Source organism: Chryseobacterium sp. SIMBA_029, assembly GCF_046535275.1.
GTDB lineage: Bacteria > Bacteroidota > Bacteroidia > Flavobacteriales > Weeksellaceae > Chryseobacterium.
In genome coordinates this window covers 102974-123248 of record NZ_JAWRXA010000009.1, presented here as the reverse complement: position 1 = coordinate 123248, position 20275 = coordinate 102974, and the positions used below count along the sequence as shown (strand labels likewise).

Here is a 20275-nt window from a genome sequence, read left to right as displayed (position 1 = left end):
GATGGAAAATCAGATAAAACAAAAATTAAACCGTGAAGTAAGCGGTTCTCAGGAGGAACTACCCATTAAAATTGTACAATTTGGAGGCGGAAATTTCATGAGAGGATTTACGGATTATGTCATTGACAGATTAAATAAAGAAGCGGGGTTTAATGCCGGAATTGTCAATGTACAGCCTACACCGGGAGGTTCTGTTCATAAACTGGAGGAACAGGATAACTTGTATACGCTTTTTTCAAGGGGAATAAAAAAAGGGGAAATCATCGACGAAAAAAGAATGATCTCAGCAATCCAGCAATCCATTAACCCTTATACGGATTATAACGAATTTCTGGCATTGGCTAAAGAAGAAGACCTTGAGTTTATTTTCTCCAATACTACAGAAACGGGAATCGTTTACGATGAAACTGAAAACAATTATACAGGTCCACACAAAAATTTCCCAGCTAAGCTAACGGTTTTGCTGCATGAAAGATTTAAAAATTTTGCGGGAGCACGAGATAAGGGAGTAAGAATCATTCCCTGTGAGCTTATTGAAGATAACGCTTTTGCCTTACAAGCGATTATCCTGAAATATGCATCCCTTTGGAATCTGGGAGAAGATTTTATCCAGTGGATTGAAACTGCCAATCAGTTTCACAATACATTGGTGGACAGAATTGTTCCCGGTTATCCTAAAGAGGATAGCGCGCAGTATGAAGATCAGCTCGATTATGAAGACCAGATGATGGTTGTTTCGGAAGTATTTTTACTTTGGGTGATTCAGGATGCTGGAAATCTGAAAGAAAGAATCCCTTTCCACAAGATCAATGAACAGATTTTAGTGGTTGATGATATTCAGCCTTACCGTTTAAGAAAAGTCAGAATTTTAAATGGCGGTCACACCCTGATGCTGGCGCCTGCGATTCTGTCCGGAAAAGAAACGGTGAAAGAATCTATCGATGATCAGTTTATCGGCACCTTTTTAAAAGAAACTATTTTTAATGAAGTCAATCAGACGCTGGGTCTGGATGAAGAAGAACTGAAAGACTTTGCTGAAGAAGTTTTCGACAGATTTAGAAACCCGTTCATCAAACATTATCAGGCAAGCATTGCTTTATATTTTGTTTCTAAATTTAAAGTGAGAATTTTACCAAGTTTATTAACCTATGTTGAAATGAATGGAAAGCTTCCATTGAATCTGACATTTTCACTGGCTGCCTTAATAAGATTCTATCAGGGAAATTTAGGGGAGCAATCATTACCCCTGAATGACGAAGAAACCATTGTGACCAGATTCAAAGAAATCTGGAAACATGAAGACTACGGAAAAGTAGCTGAGCTTGCATTAGCTGAAACCAGTTTCTGGGATACAGATCTTACCCAGGTTCCGGGATTGGCCGCCGCTGTTTCAAACGCACTATCTGAGATCGATCAGTATGATGTGGAAACAGCTTACCGTAATTTTATTCAATTCAATTCTTAAGAAATTATGGAAAAGAAAGTACTGAAAGTAAATCCCAACGATAATGTAGCAGTGGCATTGGTAGATCTGAAGCAGGGAGAAACTGTTACTTTGGGTCATCTTACCTATGATATTGTAAAAGATACCAGGGCAAAACATAAGTTCGTTACAGAAGATCTTTCCGTTGGCGATCAGATCATCATGTATGGTGTGTTAGTGGGAAAAGCCAGCCTTCCGATCTGGAAAGGAGAAGTGATTACCACCGAAAATGTAAAACACCAGAGTGCAAAAGTAGAAGGAAAAACAGAAACCGTTTCATGGTCTGCACCCAATGTTGATCAGTGGAAAGATAAAACATTCATGGGATATCACAGAGAAGACGGACAGGTGGGAACCTCCAATGTCTGGCTGTTTTTTCCATTGGTTTTCTGCGAAAACAGGAACGTTGAAATCCTGAAAGAGGTTTTTGAAAAAGAACTTTTATTCGAAAAAGTAACCAAACATCAGTTACTCCTAAGGTCATTGATCAATAATTCATCAGATACGCAAACAGTTGCTGATGAAGAGCAGGATTCAAGGGTATTCAAAAATATTGACGTTAAATTTATTACCCATCAGGGCGGCTGTGGCGGAATCCGTCAGGATGCAGAAGCGTTGGGTCGCCTGCTGGCAGGATATGTTAAAAACCCGAATGTAGCAGGAGCGACGGTATTGAGCCTGGGTTGTCAGAATTTACAGGTTCAGACCTTTAAAGATGCTCTGGAAGCTATAAGTCCTGGTAATAAAAAGCCTATCATCATTTATGAACAACAGAAATCGGGGACAGTAGATGAAATGCTCAACGGAATCATCAAAGATTCCTATGAAGCCATCAAAGAAGCCAATGAAATTCAGAGAAAACCTGCACCCATGTCAAAATTGGTGTTGGGATTAGAATGTGGCGGATCAGATGGTTTTTCAGGGATTTCTGCCAATCCTGTGCTGGGCCAGCTGTCAGATATAATGGCAGCGATCGGAGGCTCAACCATCCTTTCCGAATTCCCGGAATTGTGTGGAGTAGAGCAGGAGCTGGTGAACCGATGTGTGAATGAAGAAGATGCAGAAAGATTTTTAACTCTGATGCAGGATTTTGAAAAATCAGTCGTTGCTGCAGGATCTGGCTTTGATATGAATCCATCACCGGGGAATATTAAAGATGGACTCATAACCGATGCCATGAAATCTGCAGGAGCGGCTAAAAAAGGAGGCTCATCACTCATTCAGGATGTGCTGGATTTTGCAGAATATATCAAAAGACCGGGCTTGAATCTGCTTTGTACTCCGGGCAATGATGTGGAATGTACCACAGCGCTGGTCGGTTCCGGATCCAATATGGTTCTGTTTACCACCGGTCTCGGAACACCTACGGGAAATCCTGTGGTGCCTGTCGTGAAAATTTCATCCAATACTTCATTATCCGAAAGGATGCCTGATATCATTGATTTCAATACCGGAGATATTATCACCGGAGAAAAAACAATTGATCAAAAGGCTGAAGAGCTGCTGGAATTTATTATTGAAGTGGCCAGCGGAACCACAAAGACGAAAGCGGCAATTTTAAATCAGAATGATTTTATCCCCTGGAGAAGGGGCGTTTCTTTATAAATATAGTTTTTAAATTATATAATTATTAGGTTGGAAATGCTTTCTACATGGTAGGAGGCATTTTCTTTTTTGATAAAATATAAGCTTGTTGGTTATTCGCAAAGGCGCAATGATTTTAATCTTTATGTTGTTTTAGGGCGCAAGAAAATCAAAGATTTTTAGAAATAAACATAAAGCTTGTATCAATAGGAACGGACTTAAGTCCGTTTAATAAAAATAAATTCATAATTGGCTTTAGCCAAAAGTTAAAAAAATCCCGCTGTTCAAAAGGCTACACAACTCTGAACCGGAGAACAAATATTGATTTCGGGCAAAATCGGGGATTAAATTTTAATTTAACAGAAGATCCAATTCTTCATTTTTTTCTTTTACGCTAAGACAAAAAAGAAAGTCTATTTCCTTTTCGAAGACTTTCTGATATAAAGCTGTGGCGTTAATACTACTTTTTTCTCAATAGAAACCCCGGAACCGTTTCCCTTTACACTGTCCAGGAATACCTGCCCGGACATTTTCCCCATCAATAGAGGAGTCTGATCTACAGAACTCATGGTAAGTTCCATAAACTGGGTAAAAGGCTCATTACTGAAACCTATTACGGCTACTTCCTGAGGGATTTTTATTTTACGTTTCTTTAATTCCTGGCAGGCGCCCAAAGCCGCAAAATCACTCGATGAAAAGATCGCATCCGGAATTGATTTTTTATCCCAAAGCTTCTTGATCGCGTCAATTCCTGCATCAATAGAACTTCCCATAGAAACAATATTATCCTCCTTTACAGGAAGCTGATGGTCGATCAAAGCTTGTTTATAGCCGTTGAGACGGTTTTGGTAGATTTCAAGATTAAGATCTCCTGCAAAATGACAGATATTTTTGTACCCTTCATTGATCAGGTGTTCCGTTGCAATATAGCCCCCACGGTAATCATCGATGGTTACCGTGCTGATTCCCTTAATGTCTTTCTTTCGGTCGAAAAAGATAATCGGAGTGTTGGTAGTATCTAAAATACTCTGGATATGTTCAGTATCAATGGTCGTTTTGGAAACCGACATGAAAATTCCGTCCACCTGGGCATTCAGCAGGGTGTTGAGGTGTCTTTTCTCAATATTCACATCTTCATGGCTCTGGCAAATGATCACGTGATAACCGAATGGAGAAAGTTCCTCCTCAATTCCCCGGATTACGGATGAAAAGAAATTGGTATTCACAAAAGGAACAATGATGCCGACGTTTTTTGTTTCACCACTTTTTAATGCTTTGGCAAGATTATTCTGCTTATAGTTCATTTCTTTGGCAGTCTTCTTCACCAAATCTTTTGTCGCCTGGCTTATTCTCGGATGATCATTAAGCGCTCTGGAAACAGTAGCCACACTTACATTAAGTTTCTTTGAGATGTCGTATATCGTGGCACCTTTTTTATTCATAGAGACGTTTTTTCAGATGTTTTTTATACCAAAAACTAAGGTTGATTATTGACGTAAATTTAATCAAATAATACCTAATAAGGAGAAATAAAGTGTATTTTATCCTTAAATATGCTCGTAAAGATTTTATCAGTACAAATTAAGAGTCAAAACAAAGAACAAAGAATAAAGAGACAAGATGCCAGACTTCAGATATCAGACATTATGAACTTAACTCATACGCTAAACACTAAACATCATCAACCAACAACCAACAACTGACAACTATTAACCAAAAAAATAGAGCACCAAATAATTGATACCCTATCCCTGATATATGATTGTGAATTAAAGTCTTATTTTTTCCATATTTTTTCAATTTCTTCCAGAGATTTCCCCTTGGTTTCCGGCACCCATTTCCACACGAAAATAAGTGATAAAACACTCATTACTCCGTAAAAGCCATATGTTAAGGCACCACTGAATTCCATCATAAAAGGATACGTAGAAGAAATAAAATAATTGGCGGCCCACTGTACAGCTACAGCCGCCGCAATAGCACTTCCCCGGATTTTATTAGGGAAAATTTCTGATATCAGAACCCAGCAAATCGGTCCCCACGACATCATAAAAGAGGCGGTATACACGATAATAAATACTAAGGTGGCAATCCCGATAATATGGAAATAAGAAAGGATGGCAATAGCAAACATCCCGACCGCCATTCCTATCGATCCTACGATAAGTAAAGGCTTTCTTCCCCATCGATCAACGGTGAAGATCGCAACAACAGTAAACACTACATTTACCAGTCCCATGACAACTGTCTGGAGCATGGAGGCATCTTTATGCACCCCCATGCTTTCAAAAATTCTCGGTGCATAATATAATGCGACGTTAATTCCTACAAACTGCTGGAAAACAGAGAGAAGAACCCCTATGACAATAACGGTCTTTCCAAAAGCAAAAATTTCACTTTTATGTTCAGCCACTGTACCTTTTATTTCATTGAAAATTTCCTTTCCCCGGGCCTGTCCATTGATTTTTGTTAAAATTGTAAGCGCTTCCTCATCCTTTTTTATAAATGTTAGATACCGTGGCGTTTCCGGAACGAAGAAAAGCAGGGTTCCAAATAGAATTGCAGGAATAGTGAGGGAAAGAAACATATAACGCCATCCGATTTCATTGATCCATTCAATACTTTTGCCGTCCGCAATTCCCCAGTTGACAAAATAAACGACCAGCATTCCAAAGATAATGGCAAACTGGTTCAGAGAAACCAACTTTCCCCGTACTTCTGCAGGAGCAATTTCCCCGATGTACATTGGGCAGACTGCGGAAGCAAGTCCCACACCGATTCCCCCGATAATCCTGTATCCGTTGAAGGCAAGCAAAACTCCCATTGAGGGTTCTCCCTGTTTAAAAAACAGAAACTCAGGATAGGCAGCTCCCAGTGCACTGATAAAAAATAAAAAGGCAGCCAGCATCAGGGATTTCTTTCGTCCCAGCCGGGTAGAGAAAAACCCGGATACGGCTCCGCCAATGACACATCCTATCAATGCACTGGAAATCGTGGCGCCATGGGCCAGTGAACTAAGTCCCAATGGAATAATTAAATATTCCTGAATTGATTTTTCTGCTCCGGAGATGACTGCCGTGTCATACCCAAACAAAAGGCCTCCCAAAGTGGCTACCAATGTAAGGACTGTCACATACAACATATTAATTTCTGCTTTGGTTCCTGATGAATATTTCGGACCCGAATCTATTATCTGCATGGTTGATGAGTTAAATTATTGTTTTGATTTCTAATAAACGCGCAATCGATTGCATTATTCAGTAATGAATTTCAAAATCTTATCGAGCGTAATCCTTTATCTTACAAAGACTATTATTTTACTAATTGTAAGCCTTTAAATGTAATAATTTTACATTATATAGAATAAAATTTTATGAATTTGTAAATTTTAATGATAAGGCTCATGGTATTTATTTACTGTTCAATATTTTATCGAATGAGGGAGTACTGATATTTTAAGATTATCCAATGAGTACCATAGCATTTACTTGAAATATTTTCTCCTGAAATAATAGGGTACCACTTTAAATTGGACTACTATGTTTCAAATTATTTAAAAAAACTGATTTTAGGAAAATAGGAAAAAATGTAATGTATCTCTTTTAAAAATTTTATTTTTGAGCATGAATAACAGAAACCGTGGAAAAAATACAGGAGATGATGAACTGTTTGGCTCACCAAAGCAGACCGACAAATTGAAACTTGCGGTTCAGGATATGCAGTATCTTCTCAGCAGAGGCTATGCCGAAAAAGCGTCTTCCGAACTTATTGGAAACCGATATCGGTTAAAGACCCGCCAGATTCAGGCTTTTCGCGCGGCTTCAGCTTCCATGGCTCAGGTTGAACATAGAAAATCTAAGCAGTTATCGATTACTGATTTAAAAGATCAAACGGTTTATCTGGATGGGTTTAATCTCTTAATACTGCTTGAAAGTATGCTTTCAGAGGCCTATATTTTTGAAGGGTCAGATGGCTGTTATCGTGATCTTTCCGGAGTTCATGGGACTTATAAAAGAGTGAATCAGACACAGCAATCGATAGAATGGGTAGATCTTTTCTTTCAAAAAGCCCAACTCCAAAAATTGATCTGGATTTTTGATAAACCGGTTTCCAACAGTGGAAGAATCAAACAGATCATTCTGGAATATACTCAGGCAAAAAACCTCAACTGGGAAGTGGAGCTGGAGTATAATCCGGACCGATTTTTAGCAGAAAATGCATTCATTGCCATTTCTTCCGATGCCTGGATTCTGGATAATGTCAAAAATTGGTTCAACCTTGTAGGGTTTTTAATTGAGGAAGAGAAATTACACGTAAATTTGATAACACTACTGTAAAATGGAATTGTTGAAACCCTGTATTCCGTTCATTTCAAATGCCTGGAAAGAAAAGTACAAAACCCTTTTAGCAGAGGAACATCTGGAAAGACTGGGAAATAATATAGAAAAGTATAAAGAAAATACGCTGGATTTGGAATTGCCTTATTTCAATGAAGAGCTTCCAACAAACCGTGAAAAAAGCTTTAAAACAATCATCACTATTCTTGAAGCAGATGATTCTGATCAAACTAAAGCGCATAAATTAGAGCAAATTCCTTTTGAATATTGGCTGGATCTATTGGGGCAACGTTTGACCTCTGCCAGCATTCGTGATGAAAATGCGATTCCCCCACTTAGAATTACTTTGATAGAAAGCTGTATGGCACCTTTTAATCATGAAATCACTATTGCCCAGAGAGCATGGGAAAAGCATGTAGGGCGGATGGATGATTTGTATTGGGGGAAAATCAGTGGAAATAATGAACAGAAACAGAAGAAAGTGATGGCGAAAATCAATGAGATTCTCGATCATACTACCTGGTGGAATGTTTTTTATCATTATAAGCACGGACTGGTCTATGAAGTAAGGGAAAAAGGAGGCCATGGCATCCGCTGGAGTCATGGAGGTCAACAACTGATCGGCTTTCTTGAAGTTTTTATTAATGAATAAAACTTTTTACACTGCGTAAAAAGATTGCGTATTGCTGTTATAATTTTGCCTGCTTGTATTTTAAAAACTACTGGGATGAAAAATAACTATAATAAAGGACCTTTCAGAGCTCATGAATATGGAAAGATTTCTCCATTTCTGAAAAAGTATGGCAACAAAAAATGGAGGCGGACGGCAACGTCTGAAGTAGAAAATCAGCTAACCGAATGGACGAAATTTCGAAAATCCAGAAAGAAAAAAAGGAAACATATTTGGGCAAAAATCACAACAGAAATTAGAGGAAAGAAGCATTCTGATTATAGAAAATTTGCAACAGAAAAATCATTTAAAGATTCCATTAACAGAGTCCATGTAATATCCTATTATACAATCAATAACAAACAAAAAAATAACAAACAAAAATGAATACCTATATTGATATTGGCATTAATCTGACCAATAAACAGTTCTTTAATGAACACGAAGAAATCATCAACCGCGCTCTGGACAACGGAGTAGAACAAATGATCCTCACAGGAACCAGCGTGCGTGGCAGCAAAGAATCCGCAGTAATCGCTGAGGAATATCCCGAAATTTTATTTTCAACGGCAGGAATTCATCCTCACGATGCAAAATCTTTTAATGAACAGTCTATTCCCGAACTCCGGAAATTACTTCAACTGGATCACGTTATCTCCGTTGGAGAATGCGGACTCGATTTCGACCGTGATTTTTCACCAAGACCCATTCAGGAAAAATGCTATCAGGCACAGCTGGAACTGTCCATTGAAATAAACAAACCCCTTTTTCTTCATGAAAGATCAGCTTTTAAAAGATTTAATGAAATCACAGATGACTACCGGTCTCAACTTCCTGAAGGAGTTGTCCATTGCTTTACCGGAACGTTAGAAGAAGCAAAGATTTATCTGGATAAAGGATTTTATCTGGGATTTACCGGAGCAATAAGTGATGAGCTGAGATTTAAGCATTTGGAAGACGTGATCAGATACGTTCCGCTTGACCGGATGATGATTGAAACCGACGCGCCTTTCATGCTGCCGAAGAATATGCCGAGAATGCAGAACCGACGCAATGAACCTTCTTTTCTCCCTTATGTGGCTCAAACGATTGCCCATCTTAAGAAAATAAATATCGCTGAAGTGGCAGATGAAACAACCGAAACCGCCAGAAAATTTTTCAGGGTATAAAAAAGAGCTCTACTGATAAAGTAAAGCTCTTTTTCTTTGCCGAAAAGTTGAATTGTCTTTTAAAGACTCTTCAATGCTGATTCCAATGCCAGTTCGATCATTGGTTTCAAAGCCGTTTCTCTTTGGTCAGCTGAAATTTTTTCATGCGTAGGAATAATGTCAGTTACCGTAAGAATCGTTGCTGCATTTTTTCCCAGATGTTTAGCATTGGCATATAATCCGAATGCTTCCATTTCTACAGCCGGACAGTTATATTGTGTGGCAATAGCAGGAATATTAGGATCTTTTCTGTAGAAAATATCACTGCTGTGCACATTGATAGCTTTTGTTTTTAAAGATAATTCTTCTGCCGTTGCATTGATGGTATCAAAAATACCTCCCTGGTGGGGCAGGATATCCCCTTCAATTTCCCATGCATATTTTGCATACGTACTTTCACTAGCTGCATTTTCAACATTTAAAATATCAAAAACCTTCAGATCAGTCGTGTAAGCACCACAAGTTCCGATTCTGATGATCGTTTCTACTTCATATTCTGTATATAGTTCAAAAGAATAGATCCCAATACTTGGGAAACCCATTCCACTGGCTCCTACACTGATTTCTTTACCTTTATAAAGTCCGGTATAATAAAAAATACCTCTTGTTTTGCTGACTAATTTTGCGTTTTCTAAAAAGTTTTCTGCAATATATTGTGCACGAAGCGGATCTCCCGGCTGCAATACTACTTTAGCAATTTCTCCTTTTTTTGCACTGATGTGAATACTCATAATCTTATTTTGAATGGTGCAAATATAATAACTTTTTGATTGTCATGGCGGGGAGCAAAGCCACAACGCAATCTCTTGAACAGAATGGCTGTTTTCTTATTTTTATAGGAGCTGTTTCCCGCTTTTTGTTACAATCTTTTTTTTCAAAAAAGGATTTCCTCGGCAATCGGGGCTAGAAGGTGCATCGTTGAAATCATTGTTTCCTGTATTGAGTAGGCGTTATATTTTTGATCTTTTTAAAAACCCTGTTGTAATAAGGAATATCATTAAATCCCGATGCAATGCAGATTTCTGCGACAGACAATTTTGTTTTTAACAGCATCTGGCAGGAAGATTCAATTCTGAACTCCGTTAAATACGTGAAAAAAGATTTGCCGGTCATTCTTTTAAAAAAAACACAAAATGATGATTTCTGCATTCCGACAGATTTTGAAATCTCCTCAAGACGAATATTTCCCTGAAAATTTCTTAAAATAAACAGATGGATTTCCTGAAGTTTCTTTTCCTTTTTATTTTCAGTGATCGGTCGTCCCACAATATGCATTTCCTTACAATAGGAAATTAATTTCAACAGCTTGATAAAAGAAGAAAGCCTTTCAATACTGTCCTGATGAATCATGGACGACATTAAAACCTGCAGCTCTTCCAATAATCTGCCCTGAAATGATACGGCATTTTCATTACTTTGAAGCTCAGAAATACTCGAAAATAATTCAGGGAAAAGATTTTTACAGCTGATTAAAAAATCATTCTCAATAACAATCGTAATATTTTCAATTTTACCCTCAGCATCGTGTACGGATTCATCAAAAGACCAGCAATGCGGAATGTTGGGCGGAATAAGGATAATCTCACCTTTTGAAAAATTTTCAACTACATCTCCTATGATTCTTGCTCCGCTTCCCGTAATAATATAAGACAATTCCCACGTTTGCTGTTGATGAAGAGGAACCTGCTGGTTCCATATAATATGTACGTGATCAAAATGAAACGTATTATTCTTCGTGGTTGGATAATATTTTAATTTTGTGCCATTAAAAGATTTTGTTATCATAGTAATGTAAATATAAGACAATAATAAAAAAATATAGAACAATATTTTTATAGCGGGGCTCTTTATTTTTGCATCACATCTCTTACATCAAAAATGAATAACACTGTAAATATTTCTCAATCAAAACCACATTACGAAATTCTGGACGGTCTTCGTGGGGTAGCCGCAATTATGGTTGTTTTTTTCCATGTATTTGAAACATTTTCCAATGGAGATCATACCAAACAATTCATTAACCACGGATATTTAGCAGTAGACTTTTTCTTTATGCTTTCGGGATATGTGATCAGCTATGCGTATGATAACCGCTGGAGCCAGATGACGATGAAAGATTTTTTTATCCGTCGTTTGGTCAGGCTGCAGCCGATGATTATTATAGGTTCACTCGTTGGGGCAGCTTTATTTTATTTTCAACAATCTGAAGGATTGGGTTGGGGCGGTATTGCTACAACTCCGGTTTGGAAATTATTGCTGGTTATGGTTATCGGAATGACTGTAATCCCTGTTGGAAAAGGTTTGGATATAAGAGGCTGGAACGAAATGCATCCTCTGAATGGACCTTCATGGTCATTATTTTTTGAATATATCGCCAATATTGCATATGCAGTCTTTCTAAGAAAAGCCTCAAAAATTGTATTGGGAATTCTAGTCTTTATTACGGCCGGATTTACCATTCATTACGCATTTACCAATCCCCATGGAGATATTATCGGAGGCTGGTCTATTGATGATGCCACTCAATTGAAAATAGGTTTTATAAGACTGTCGTTTCCCTTTTTAATGGGGATTTTTTTAGCAAGAGTGGTTAAACTGAAATATACCAAAAATGCTTTTTTAATAACAAGTATCTTATTAATAATCCTATTTGCATTTCCTCGTCTGGGAGGAATTACAGCACCCTGGAAAAATGCTTTTTACGAATGTTTTACCTTGATGATCATGTTTCCGATTGTTATTTTACTTGGGGCAGGAGGTAAGGTTATAGGAGAAACAGCAAACCGGTTCTGTAAATTTTTAGGAGATATTTCTTATCCTATTTATATTACCCATTTTCCATTGGTATATGTTTATACGGCCTGGGTAGTGAATGGAAAGCATACATTGGCAGAGCCCCAATCATGGATTGTAGGATTCATAACGGTAATTATTTCCATTATGATGGCATATGTTTTCATGAAATTCTATGATATTCCGGTAAGAAAATGGCTGGGAAAAATAATCAGCTCAAAAAGATAATGACGCGATCCGTATATAAAATAGTTTAATTTCCAAAGTAAATTTCACGGTTTACTTATTCAGCCTATACTTGTTAAGAATTTCTAAAACTTGGTATAGGCTGATTTTTTATTTTACTATAGAAATGAAATCATCGTTGAGTAAAATTATTTAATTGTCAATCATTCTATTAAAAATTTCATTCTTGAAAAAATAATTTTATTTTTGTTAGATGATGGAAAATAAATCCCCATTTTTAGATACCCTTTTTCTGCTCCGCAAAGAAGAATGCATTACTATTTTTTCGGATATCAAAGTTATTTCTAATAAAGAAGAGATGGACGCTGCAGATTATTTTGAAGGAGAATTTGAAAAAGAAAGACTGGAATTTTTATCCGATCAGATGGTGTGCAACAGAGAAGCGGCCGTTTGGGCTGCTAAGGTACTTTATCACAGTGCACAGCTTCATTTGATCCGGGAAAATACAGCCAAAGATCTGGATACTTTCATTCCTCAGTTCAAAGGAGTGAGAGATGTTGCTTCCATCGTATCGGCAGATCTGTCGCTACGGTTTTTACCGCAGGTGATTGAAGTATTGCAGGCAGCAGATTCAGAAGATCCTTTGGTGAAAATGCTTGAACATATATTGCAGCAGTTTCATTATTCGGGAATAGGATACACGCTGGAACTGGGAAACATCAACTGGGAAGAAGAATTAAAAGATAGAACCTACCGAAAATTATATCTGGAAAGGATTGTAGAAAAAAAAGCATATCAATGGGCTGAAATTCCTTACCTCAACCAGCTGCTTATTGCAGAGTTTGGAATGCACAAAGACCTGTTTTGGAGAGAACTGAAAATAGTTGATCATGGAAATTAATTTCGTTAGATTGATAATTTCTCCAAAATTGATGTACCGCTTATTGTAGTGAATGGATACACTTGTATTGTTAAGAAATAAAGACTAATGACTCAAAATATTATAAAACTCAATACCGTTCTTACCTATGTAAAAGAAACATTCGTAGGAAAAAATGATGTAGTAGATTTACTTGGAATCTGTCTGCTGGCAAGAGAAAATGCTTTTTTATATGGTCCTCCGGGAACGGCAAAATCAGCTATCGTAAGAACATTGTCCAGTGCTGTAAAAGACGGGAAAAACTTTGAATATTTATTAACTCGCTTTACAGAGCCGAACGAAATTTTCGGTCCCTTTGATATTAGAAAATTAAAAGAAGGAGAACTTCTTACCAATACGGAAGGCATGATGCCTGAAGCATCTATGGTGTTTTTGGATGAAATTTTTAATGCCAATTCCGCCATTCTGAACTCCCTTTTGATGGCTTTGAATGAAAAGATTTTCAAAAGAGGAAAAGAAACAAAACACCTTCCTGTGTTAATGTTTGTAGGAGCGAGCAATGTCCTTCCGGAAGATGAAGCTCTGAATGCCCTGTTTGACCGTTTTCTGGTCAGAATTAATGTAGATTACGTTCATCCCGAGCTCTTACATCAGGTATTGCTGGCAGGTAGAAAACTGGAAAATGCATCTGAAACTGATATTCCGGAAATCCATGCAGACGAAATCCGTGAACTGCAGAACCTGTGCAGAACCATAGATTTGAAGCCCATTTATGAAGTCTATTTAAATACCATTATCAGCCTAAGGAATACGGGTATCGGAATTTCAGACCGTAGAGCCGTAAAATTGCAGAATTTAATTGCAGCAAGTGCCCTGATCTGCGGAAGAAATGAAGCAGTTCTTTCAGACCTTTGGGTATTGAAACATATTTGGGATACCGAAGAACAGATTGAAATCCTCGAAGGAATTATCAACAGGACCATTGAAAAAGATGATCATCCGAAATCCCATCCTCAGGCATTTCAGAATAAAGCGCCCAACCCCGAAGAAGTGATGAAAGACGTAAAAATTCTGGTGGAAAAATGGAATAGCGGAACGCTGACTTTTGAAGAACAGAATGTCATAAAAGATAAATTAAGATACCTTCAGACGCGTTGCGACTGGATCAAAAATCCTGAACAGAAGAACTATATTCAACAAGAAATTGAAAGTTTATGGCAGAAAATCCTTCAAAGCGTGTAAAAGAATTTTGGGCAGAACTTCCCCGGTCGGATGAAGATTTTCTGGGCTCCATCAGAGACTGGAAAAATGTTCAGGTGGCGTTGGATGATGAGGTGATCTGGCTCAAAGACTTTACCGAAGAACAGGCAGTTTCTCCGGAAATACAACAGTTGCCTAATATTCTGCTGTATGAACTTCGGGAAGGTCTTCTATTCCGGAAAGATGCATTGGTTCCCAGTAAAAAAATGAGAACGGCACTTTTGTGGTCGCCTATTGATAAGGCGATGCAACTTAGTTTTCCGGCTTCCAATCAGAATTATTTTGGGATCCATGAAAAGATAAGCATCCGGTTGATCCCCAGTGATGAAGAACAACCTGCAGCCGCTTTGCTGTGTTCTATAGCTTCCATTAAAGAAGAGATTCCTGCATTACCAAAGTTTAAACTGGAACCAATCCATTGGATTGTGATTGATGATCACGCACTCTTTGTCGGAACCCCACTCTTAAGCCTCCCAGGGAAAAGTTTCTGGACAAAAAATGGACATCTTTTACCCGCAGGTTTTGATTTTGAATGTAAAAATACAAGTGTGCTTCTTCAGCAAAAATATAATCCAGAACTCGATCATTGGCTGGTATGGAATGAAAACGGAAGCTATACAGCCATCCTTACAAATGATTTTCGCCCTCTGTCTGTAAGCTCATTCCGTCTCACTGAAAAAGCAAAAGAATGGAATTAACAGAGTATTTCCAATCCTATGAACATTATTTCTGGGAATGGACGACAGATGAAGATGTTCCGGACAGTTCCGGATATCACGACAATAACCTGATTATTATTCCGAATCAAGGCGCAGTGGCCTATAGACCCTATGTCATAGAAGTACTGAAGGAACTTCAACCGCAAGGCTGGCCACCTTTTGGAGCATTGGTGATAATGTTATATGCTACGCAGGATGGTTACACCAATTTTGCAGATCCGATTACTGCTACCACCGATTTTTACAACACAGGTAATTTTGATTTTCATGCAGATCGTGCAATACGCTTTCTCGACAACCTGAAATCATTAGGAAAAACCTATACATATGGGCAAAATCGCATGGTGCTCTTGCAGACTTTGTGTAAAAATATTCATAACGGTGTATCCTCCGGAAATGCGGAACTGATATTAAATGTCTACCATAAAAGACCCCAGAAACTTTCGGAAGCAGCTTATAAAATTACTGCATCACCTTCTGCTTTAAACAAAGATATGGCTGCATTAGCGCTGCTCTTTGAAAAATTTCCTACCACACAGTCTATTATTGATGCTATGAAGGGAATCATGGCAGAGCCGGAACTGGCAGATGAGGTAGCAGAAGAATCTACAACCGTAGAAACGGAGCAGGATTTTATTCAGGAACTGATTGAGGAACCGAAAACCTTTCAGGTAGGAAGCTTAATTAAAAGAATCTGGAGCGGGCTTAAAATTCCTATGCGGCACCTGTCGCCGGGGGATCAGCCGATTGGCGGTATTTCGGATATGACCAATAAAGGAGAACTTCACCGGATGCTCCTTTCGGAATTTGCCAATGAAGATGAAATATTCATGAGCCGCATTGCCAATAATGAAGTCCTATATATTCAACGTGAAATACCACCCGAAGAAAATGTTTTTGAACGAATCATTTTAATAGATACTTCCCTTAAAAACTGGGGAACACCTAAAGTGCTGGCTTTTGCGTCCGCACTTGCCGTGATTAAGCATCCAAAGGCGCATTCACAGTGCCGTGTTTTTACGCTGGGACAGACCAGCACACAGATTTCACTGGATACAGTGGCTGATGTCATTGAGAATATGAATCAGGTAAGCTCTGTATTGGAAGTATCGGTTGCTCTTGAAAAATTTCTGGAAGAAGAGCATACGGAAAAAGACCTTGAAATCTTTTTTATAACCCATCAGGAAAATATATCCAACGGAAAACTTCAGAAGCTGATCTTTCAAAATAGAGACCGTCTGAAATTTTTGGTGACCACTTCCTCAGACGGTGAGCTTAATTTTTTTAAACATGATAAAGGAACCAGAAAGCATCTTCAGAAAATAATCCTCCCGCTTCATGAATTATGGGCCAATCCGCCACAAAGAAGACGGAAGACGGATGATAGTAGTTCCGGGAACAGTAAAAAGACGGAAGTCCCTATGAATTATCCTCTGCTGTTTCCAACACCGGGCAATACAATTGCCGGATTTTTATATGAGGGAGAATTTTTTATGTTGAGTACTAAAAAACAGCTTCTTAGAACCTATTTTTCAGATAATTATTATAACCGGGATTATTACGATTATTATAAAACTTACCATGGTTGCGAAGTATTGATTGATGATATTTCGGTGAAACCCAGAGGGCAGTTTGCATTAGCAAGGAATAAACAGCAGCAGTATATTCTGTGCCAGTACCAGCCGGATAAGCACCTGCTGTCAAAACTGAACCTGAATACTAAAGAATACTCAGAGCTTAATTTAACGGGTAAACAGATTCCCCTGAATATGAAGCTGATTTATTTTGACAGAAATTTCTATCTGCATCAGGCTCTAGTTCCTTCTATTTTTAAAATGAATCTGGAAGGCACACTGTCTATAGAGACTGTGAAAAATGAAACAGAGATAGAGAAAAACCATATAAAAGCAGAAGCTGAGACGGAAAAACTGACCCATAGCGGAATCAGGATTTTAAATAATTTTAATACAGTAGGAATTAATGCCAACGGTAATCTCGTAGTTTCCAACCATGAACTTAACCGTATGGATGATTCTATCCATTTTTATAAAAATAGTTCGGCAATTAAAATCCCTGCGGAACAGAATAAAAATAAATTCTTTTTCCCTGATGGAAGCGAGATCATTACAGATTCCCGGGGAATGCTTAGTTTTAGAAGCAGCAATAAGAGTATTCCTGAATTTTATATACCCTCGTCGGAACATGGATATCTGTCTTTGGCAAGCTACACGGAATTTGGAGGCTCAGAATATTATCTTCCGGAAACAACTTTGCTGAAAGTGAAAAAAATGGATGAAATGTATACCACTTACCTGAGGGCATTTATTGATCAAATTATGGAATATGGAGCTTAGAATTAAACCTTTTCCGAAAAATACCTATCCGAAAAAAGGACTTTTAATTAAAGGTTCTTCTCCAGTGTTGTGGCTTCATGAGATGGAAGTTTTAAGCATTGATCTGGAACAGGTAAGATCCTATGCTGTTCCGGCAAACGAACCTAATATTCTGTACGGCTGTTTTTTGATTTTCCCTCATGAGGCTCCGAAGGAAATTGGAAAAAATGCCTATTTTCAGGGTGTTGATGATAAATTATTCATTCCTGAAAATACTATTTTTTATCCTAAAATAAATTCTGAAGACTGGCAGCAGATGGACGCTGAACTGGTCATTATGCATCCTGATTTTGGAATGGTGAAAGCAGAGGAACCTATCGACTGGATTTCACTGATTCAACAGCCTGAAAAAACAGGAGTCTCTGTACGTAAACCTGTAAACGGTGTGAAAATTCCGAAAACAATCGAGAGCTACACCGTTGAAATGGACGATGATAAAATACTGGAAGCGCTTCAAAAGCCAAAGACGGAAGAAGAATGGATGAAAAATCTTCCTTTCGATCTTAAAAAAGTAATGGCCGGAAATAAAAAGGAGATTGAAAAATATTTAAAATACATTGAAAAATATCCGGACAGGGCAGTAGATCTCGGGGTTCCTTTGGATATTATGGGAACTTCCAGAGGCGGCGGTTTTGGAAAATTTTCTTTTGATAAAGGATGGTTTGCCGGATTATTCGGTGGTGGGGATGGAAATAAAGCAAGAAAAAATTTCCGTTGGGTATTCTGGACTGTGATCATTATGGCGGTTATTGCCAGAATAGCTTTTGATTCAGATAAAAATACTCAAGAGCAAGTCCCGGAAGCCTCATCAGGTACTATTGAGAATAGCGTTAAAAGCCCATCTGACCTGGTAGCCTTTCAATCCGGGTTAACAGAGATCGATCATGTTATAGATTCCATATACTGGGGAGAAAGAAGACGGCTGTCTGCAGAATATATTGCTGCAACAGCGGTAATGTCAAAAAGTAAAGAAGAACAGGACCAATATAAAAAATCAGGTGGAAGACCGGTAGGAGAAGTAGGTAATGATCTGGAGAGAATCCATGCTAAAGAAAAGCAGAGCAGGGATTCCCTTAAAACGGTTTATAATAAAAAAATCGCCCAACAGGTGGAAAATAAATCGGAGCAAATGAAACGCAGGCTTTCGGATTCCCTGAAAGAATATGTCAGAGGAAAACCAGTGAATGGAGATGTGGTAAAATATCTGCTGACCAAGAAAAAAGCATTGATGGCTGATTCATTAGGCCGTCTTTACGGAACCATAGGAGAGCCGGAAATGTCACCGTCTTCCAATAAAGATTCAGGGATCAAAACCGTGAGCCCAGGAAAAGAAGTTCGGAAAGGAAATATTTCGTTTATGGATATCATGTTTCTCATCCTGTTTATGGTAGGTGCTGTAGCTGCTTTTTCTTTTCTGTTAAGAAGAAAATCAATGAATATCGGAGGAGAAAATGTGCCGGCCGGGATCAAGATCTTTTTAATGATTGTACTCGTTGCCATGCTGGTGTATCTGTTTTATCCCTTGATACAATCTTTTGGGTACAATTGGTTCGTATGGATCCTTATTATCTGTGTGATTCTTCTGTTGTACCGTTTATTTGCAGAAGATAAAACCATCTTAAAATCTGATGATCATGAATAAGCAGAAGTTTATAGATAAATTTTTAAGATGTCTTTTTATACTGGCATTTTTCAAGATCATTGCGATTATTGCACAGCTTTTTCATCAGAGCTTTTGGAATGTGATCGGTACTTTGATCCTGTTTCTGATCATTGCTGCCATTATATTCTTTGTTATTGTCGGGTTGTCAGATAAAGAAAAAGATGCTAAAAATGGAGGGAGAAGAGGAGCCGGAAGCAATAGTTCTTACATTGAAGGTTCGCTTTTCGACAGAATAAGGAGTAAGTACGAAGAGCTTGCAGAGAAATACATTGCCGAAAATGATTATAAAAAAGCCGCAAAAGTATACATGAACCTCCTTCAGGATAATTACAGAGGCGCAAGAACGCTGGAAGAAGGAGGATTTTATAACGAAGCAGCGGTGATTTATCTCAGAAAATTAAAAAACAGATCCGATGCAGCTTCCTGCTATGAAAAGGCAAAACAATATAAAAAAGCCATTGATCTTTACATAGAAATGGAGCAGAAAGAAAAAGTGGGCGATCTGTACAGGGAAATCAATGAGGTGAAAAATGCCAATACCTATTATCAGATGGTTGTAGACGATTACATTCAAAACAACCAGATGGTTAAAGCTTCTCTGATCTGCCGTAAAAAAATGGAACAATCCGATGAAGCGCAGAAAATTCTGTTGAAAGGCTGGGAAGAAGATAATGATTCCTTTAACTGTCTTAACAATTATTTTGCAAATATTTTTGATGTGCCAACATTGGAAAAGGAAATTGAAACCCTCTACGAGAAAACTCCTGAATATAAGAAGATAACCTATCTGCAGGCACTGAAACATGAATTTAAAAAAGATCCGGCACTGCATACCATTACCAGAAATATCGCCTACGAGATTATTGCTGAAAAAGTAGCTAACCGTTCAGAAATCATTAATGAACTGAAATATTTCAATCCTGATGATGAAGTGATCTTAAAAGATATTTCGAGATATAAAACGGGAAGGAATAAAATGTTTAGACATTGAGAAATTAAAGATGGATCAAACTAAAAAATATCTGCATTTCCAGCTAAACTATACCCTTTTTTAGGTTACGAAAATATTGTTTTCAGTGTTGAAAAGCAATTTTTTATA

At 38.0% G+C, this 20275-nt stretch carries 17 protein-coding genes; 13 read left to right on the top strand and 4 right to left on the bottom strand.

Annotation, left to right across the window (positions count from 1 at the left end):
* Window position 1: 1 nt before the first annotated feature.
* Together SB679_RS17025 and SB679_RS17020 are read left to right on the top strand one after the other, a co-directional pair.
* A complete protein-coding gene (locus SB679_RS17025) occupies window positions 2–1465 on the top strand; it encodes a tagaturonate reductase (RefSeq protein WP_410703471.1) in 1464 nt (487 codons plus the stop codon).
* Window positions 1466–1471: 6 nt separating this feature from the next.
* The gene (locus SB679_RS17020) at window positions 1472–3088 is read left to right on the top strand and encodes a UxaA family hydrolase (protein WP_410703469.1); all 1617 of its coding nucleotides are present in this window, start codon (window positions 1472–1474) and stop codon (window positions 3086–3088) included.
* A 392-nt stretch (window positions 3089–3480) separates the two neighbouring features.
* On the opposite strand, the gene SB679_RS17015 is transcribed toward SB679_RS17020, so the two are convergent.
* Both SB679_RS17015 and xylE read right to left on the bottom strand, forming a co-directional pair.
* Window positions 3481–4509: a LacI family DNA-binding transcriptional regulator gene (locus tag SB679_RS17015; RefSeq protein ID WP_410703468.1), complete on the bottom strand. Its 1029-nt coding sequence runs from the start codon at window positions 4507–4509 to the stop codon at window positions 3481–3483.
* A 335-nt stretch (window positions 4510–4844) separates the two neighbouring features.
* Window positions 4845–6266 carry a D-xylose transporter XylE gene (xylE, locus tag SB679_RS17010; protein WP_410703467.1) on the bottom strand — a complete coding sequence of 474 codons (1422 nt, stop codon included), beginning with the start codon at window positions 6264–6266 and terminating at the stop codon, window positions 4845–4847.
* 424 nt (window positions 6267–6690) lie between these two features.
* On the opposite strand from xylE, the gene SB679_RS17005 reads away from it, so the two are divergent.
* From SB679_RS17005 to SB679_RS16990, 4 genes are all read left to right on the top strand, one after another.
* A complete protein-coding gene (locus SB679_RS17005; protein WP_410703466.1) occupies window positions 6691–7404 on the top strand; it encodes a DUF434 domain-containing protein in 714 nt (237 codons plus the stop codon).
* A gap of 1 nt (window position 7405) precedes the next feature.
* On the top strand, window positions 7406–8056 hold the full coding sequence (locus SB679_RS17000) for a hypothetical protein (protein WP_410703465.1): 651 nt from the start codon (window positions 7406–7408) through the stop codon (window positions 8054–8056).
* A 75-nt stretch (window positions 8057–8131) separates the two neighbouring features.
* Window positions 8132–8461, top strand: coding sequence for a hypothetical protein (locus SB679_RS16995; RefSeq protein WP_410703464.1), 330 nt, complete (start codon window positions 8132–8134; stop codon window positions 8459–8461).
* The gene (locus SB679_RS16990) at window positions 8458–9243 is read left to right on the top strand and encodes a TatD family hydrolase (RefSeq protein WP_410703463.1); all 786 of its coding nucleotides are present in this window, start codon (window positions 8458–8460) and stop codon (window positions 9241–9243) included. The genes SB679_RS16995 and SB679_RS16990 overlap by 4 nt, the downstream gene beginning before the upstream one ends.
* Before the next feature lie 59 nt (window positions 9244–9302).
* Here SB679_RS16990 and deoD read toward each other — a convergent pair whose 3' ends face one another.
* Window positions 9303–10013, bottom strand: coding sequence for a purine-nucleoside phosphorylase (gene deoD, locus SB679_RS16985; protein WP_410703462.1), 711 nt, complete (start codon window positions 10011–10013; stop codon window positions 9303–9305).
* Window positions 10014–10206: 193 nt separating this feature from the next.
* On the bottom strand, window positions 10207–11067 hold the full coding sequence (locus SB679_RS16980) for an AraC family transcriptional regulator (RefSeq protein ID WP_410703461.1): 861 nt from the start codon (window positions 11065–11067) through the stop codon (window positions 10207–10209).
* A gap of 93 nt (window positions 11068–11160) precedes the next feature.
* On the opposite strand from SB679_RS16980, the gene SB679_RS16975 reads away from it, so the two are divergent.
* The 7 genes from SB679_RS16975 (at window position 11161) to SB679_RS16945 (ending at window position 20167) form a co-directional block, all read left to right on the top strand.
* Entirely contained in the window at window positions 11161–12303 is a 1143-nt protein-coding gene (locus SB679_RS16975; RefSeq protein WP_410703460.1) for an acyltransferase family protein, read from the top strand.
* Between the two features lie 211 nt (window positions 12304–12514).
* The gene (locus tag SB679_RS16970) at window positions 12515–13162 is read left to right on the top strand and encodes a hypothetical protein (RefSeq protein ID WP_410703459.1); all 648 of its coding nucleotides are present in this window, start codon (window positions 12515–12517) and stop codon (window positions 13160–13162) included.
* A gap of 87 nt (window positions 13163–13249) precedes the next feature.
* Window positions 13250–14383, top strand: a complete 1134-nt coding sequence (locus tag SB679_RS16965) for an AAA family ATPase (RefSeq protein ID WP_410703458.1) — start codon at window positions 13250–13252, stop codon at window positions 14381–14383.
* Window positions 14356–15099, top strand: coding sequence for a hypothetical protein (locus tag SB679_RS16960; RefSeq protein WP_410703457.1), 744 nt, complete (start codon window positions 14356–14358; stop codon window positions 15097–15099). The genes SB679_RS16965 and SB679_RS16960 overlap by 28 nt, the downstream gene beginning before the upstream one ends.
* Window positions 15090–17474, top strand: a complete 2385-nt coding sequence (locus tag SB679_RS16955; RefSeq protein WP_410703455.1) for a hypothetical protein — start codon at window positions 15090–15092, stop codon at window positions 17472–17474. Before SB679_RS16960 ends, SB679_RS16955 begins: the two co-directional genes overlap by 10 nt.
* Window positions 17464–19155 (top strand): APC family permease, encoded by a 1692-nt coding sequence (locus SB679_RS16950; RefSeq protein WP_410703454.1) that lies wholly within the window; start codon window positions 17464–17466, stop codon window positions 19153–19155. The genes SB679_RS16955 and SB679_RS16950 overlap by 11 nt, the downstream gene beginning before the upstream one ends.
* Complete coding sequence (locus tag SB679_RS16945) at window positions 19148–20167, top strand: hypothetical protein (RefSeq protein ID WP_410703453.1); 1020 nt, start codon at window positions 19148–19150, stop codon at window positions 20165–20167. Before SB679_RS16950 ends, SB679_RS16945 begins: the two co-directional genes overlap by 8 nt.
* Window positions 20168–20275 lie beyond the last annotated feature (108 nt).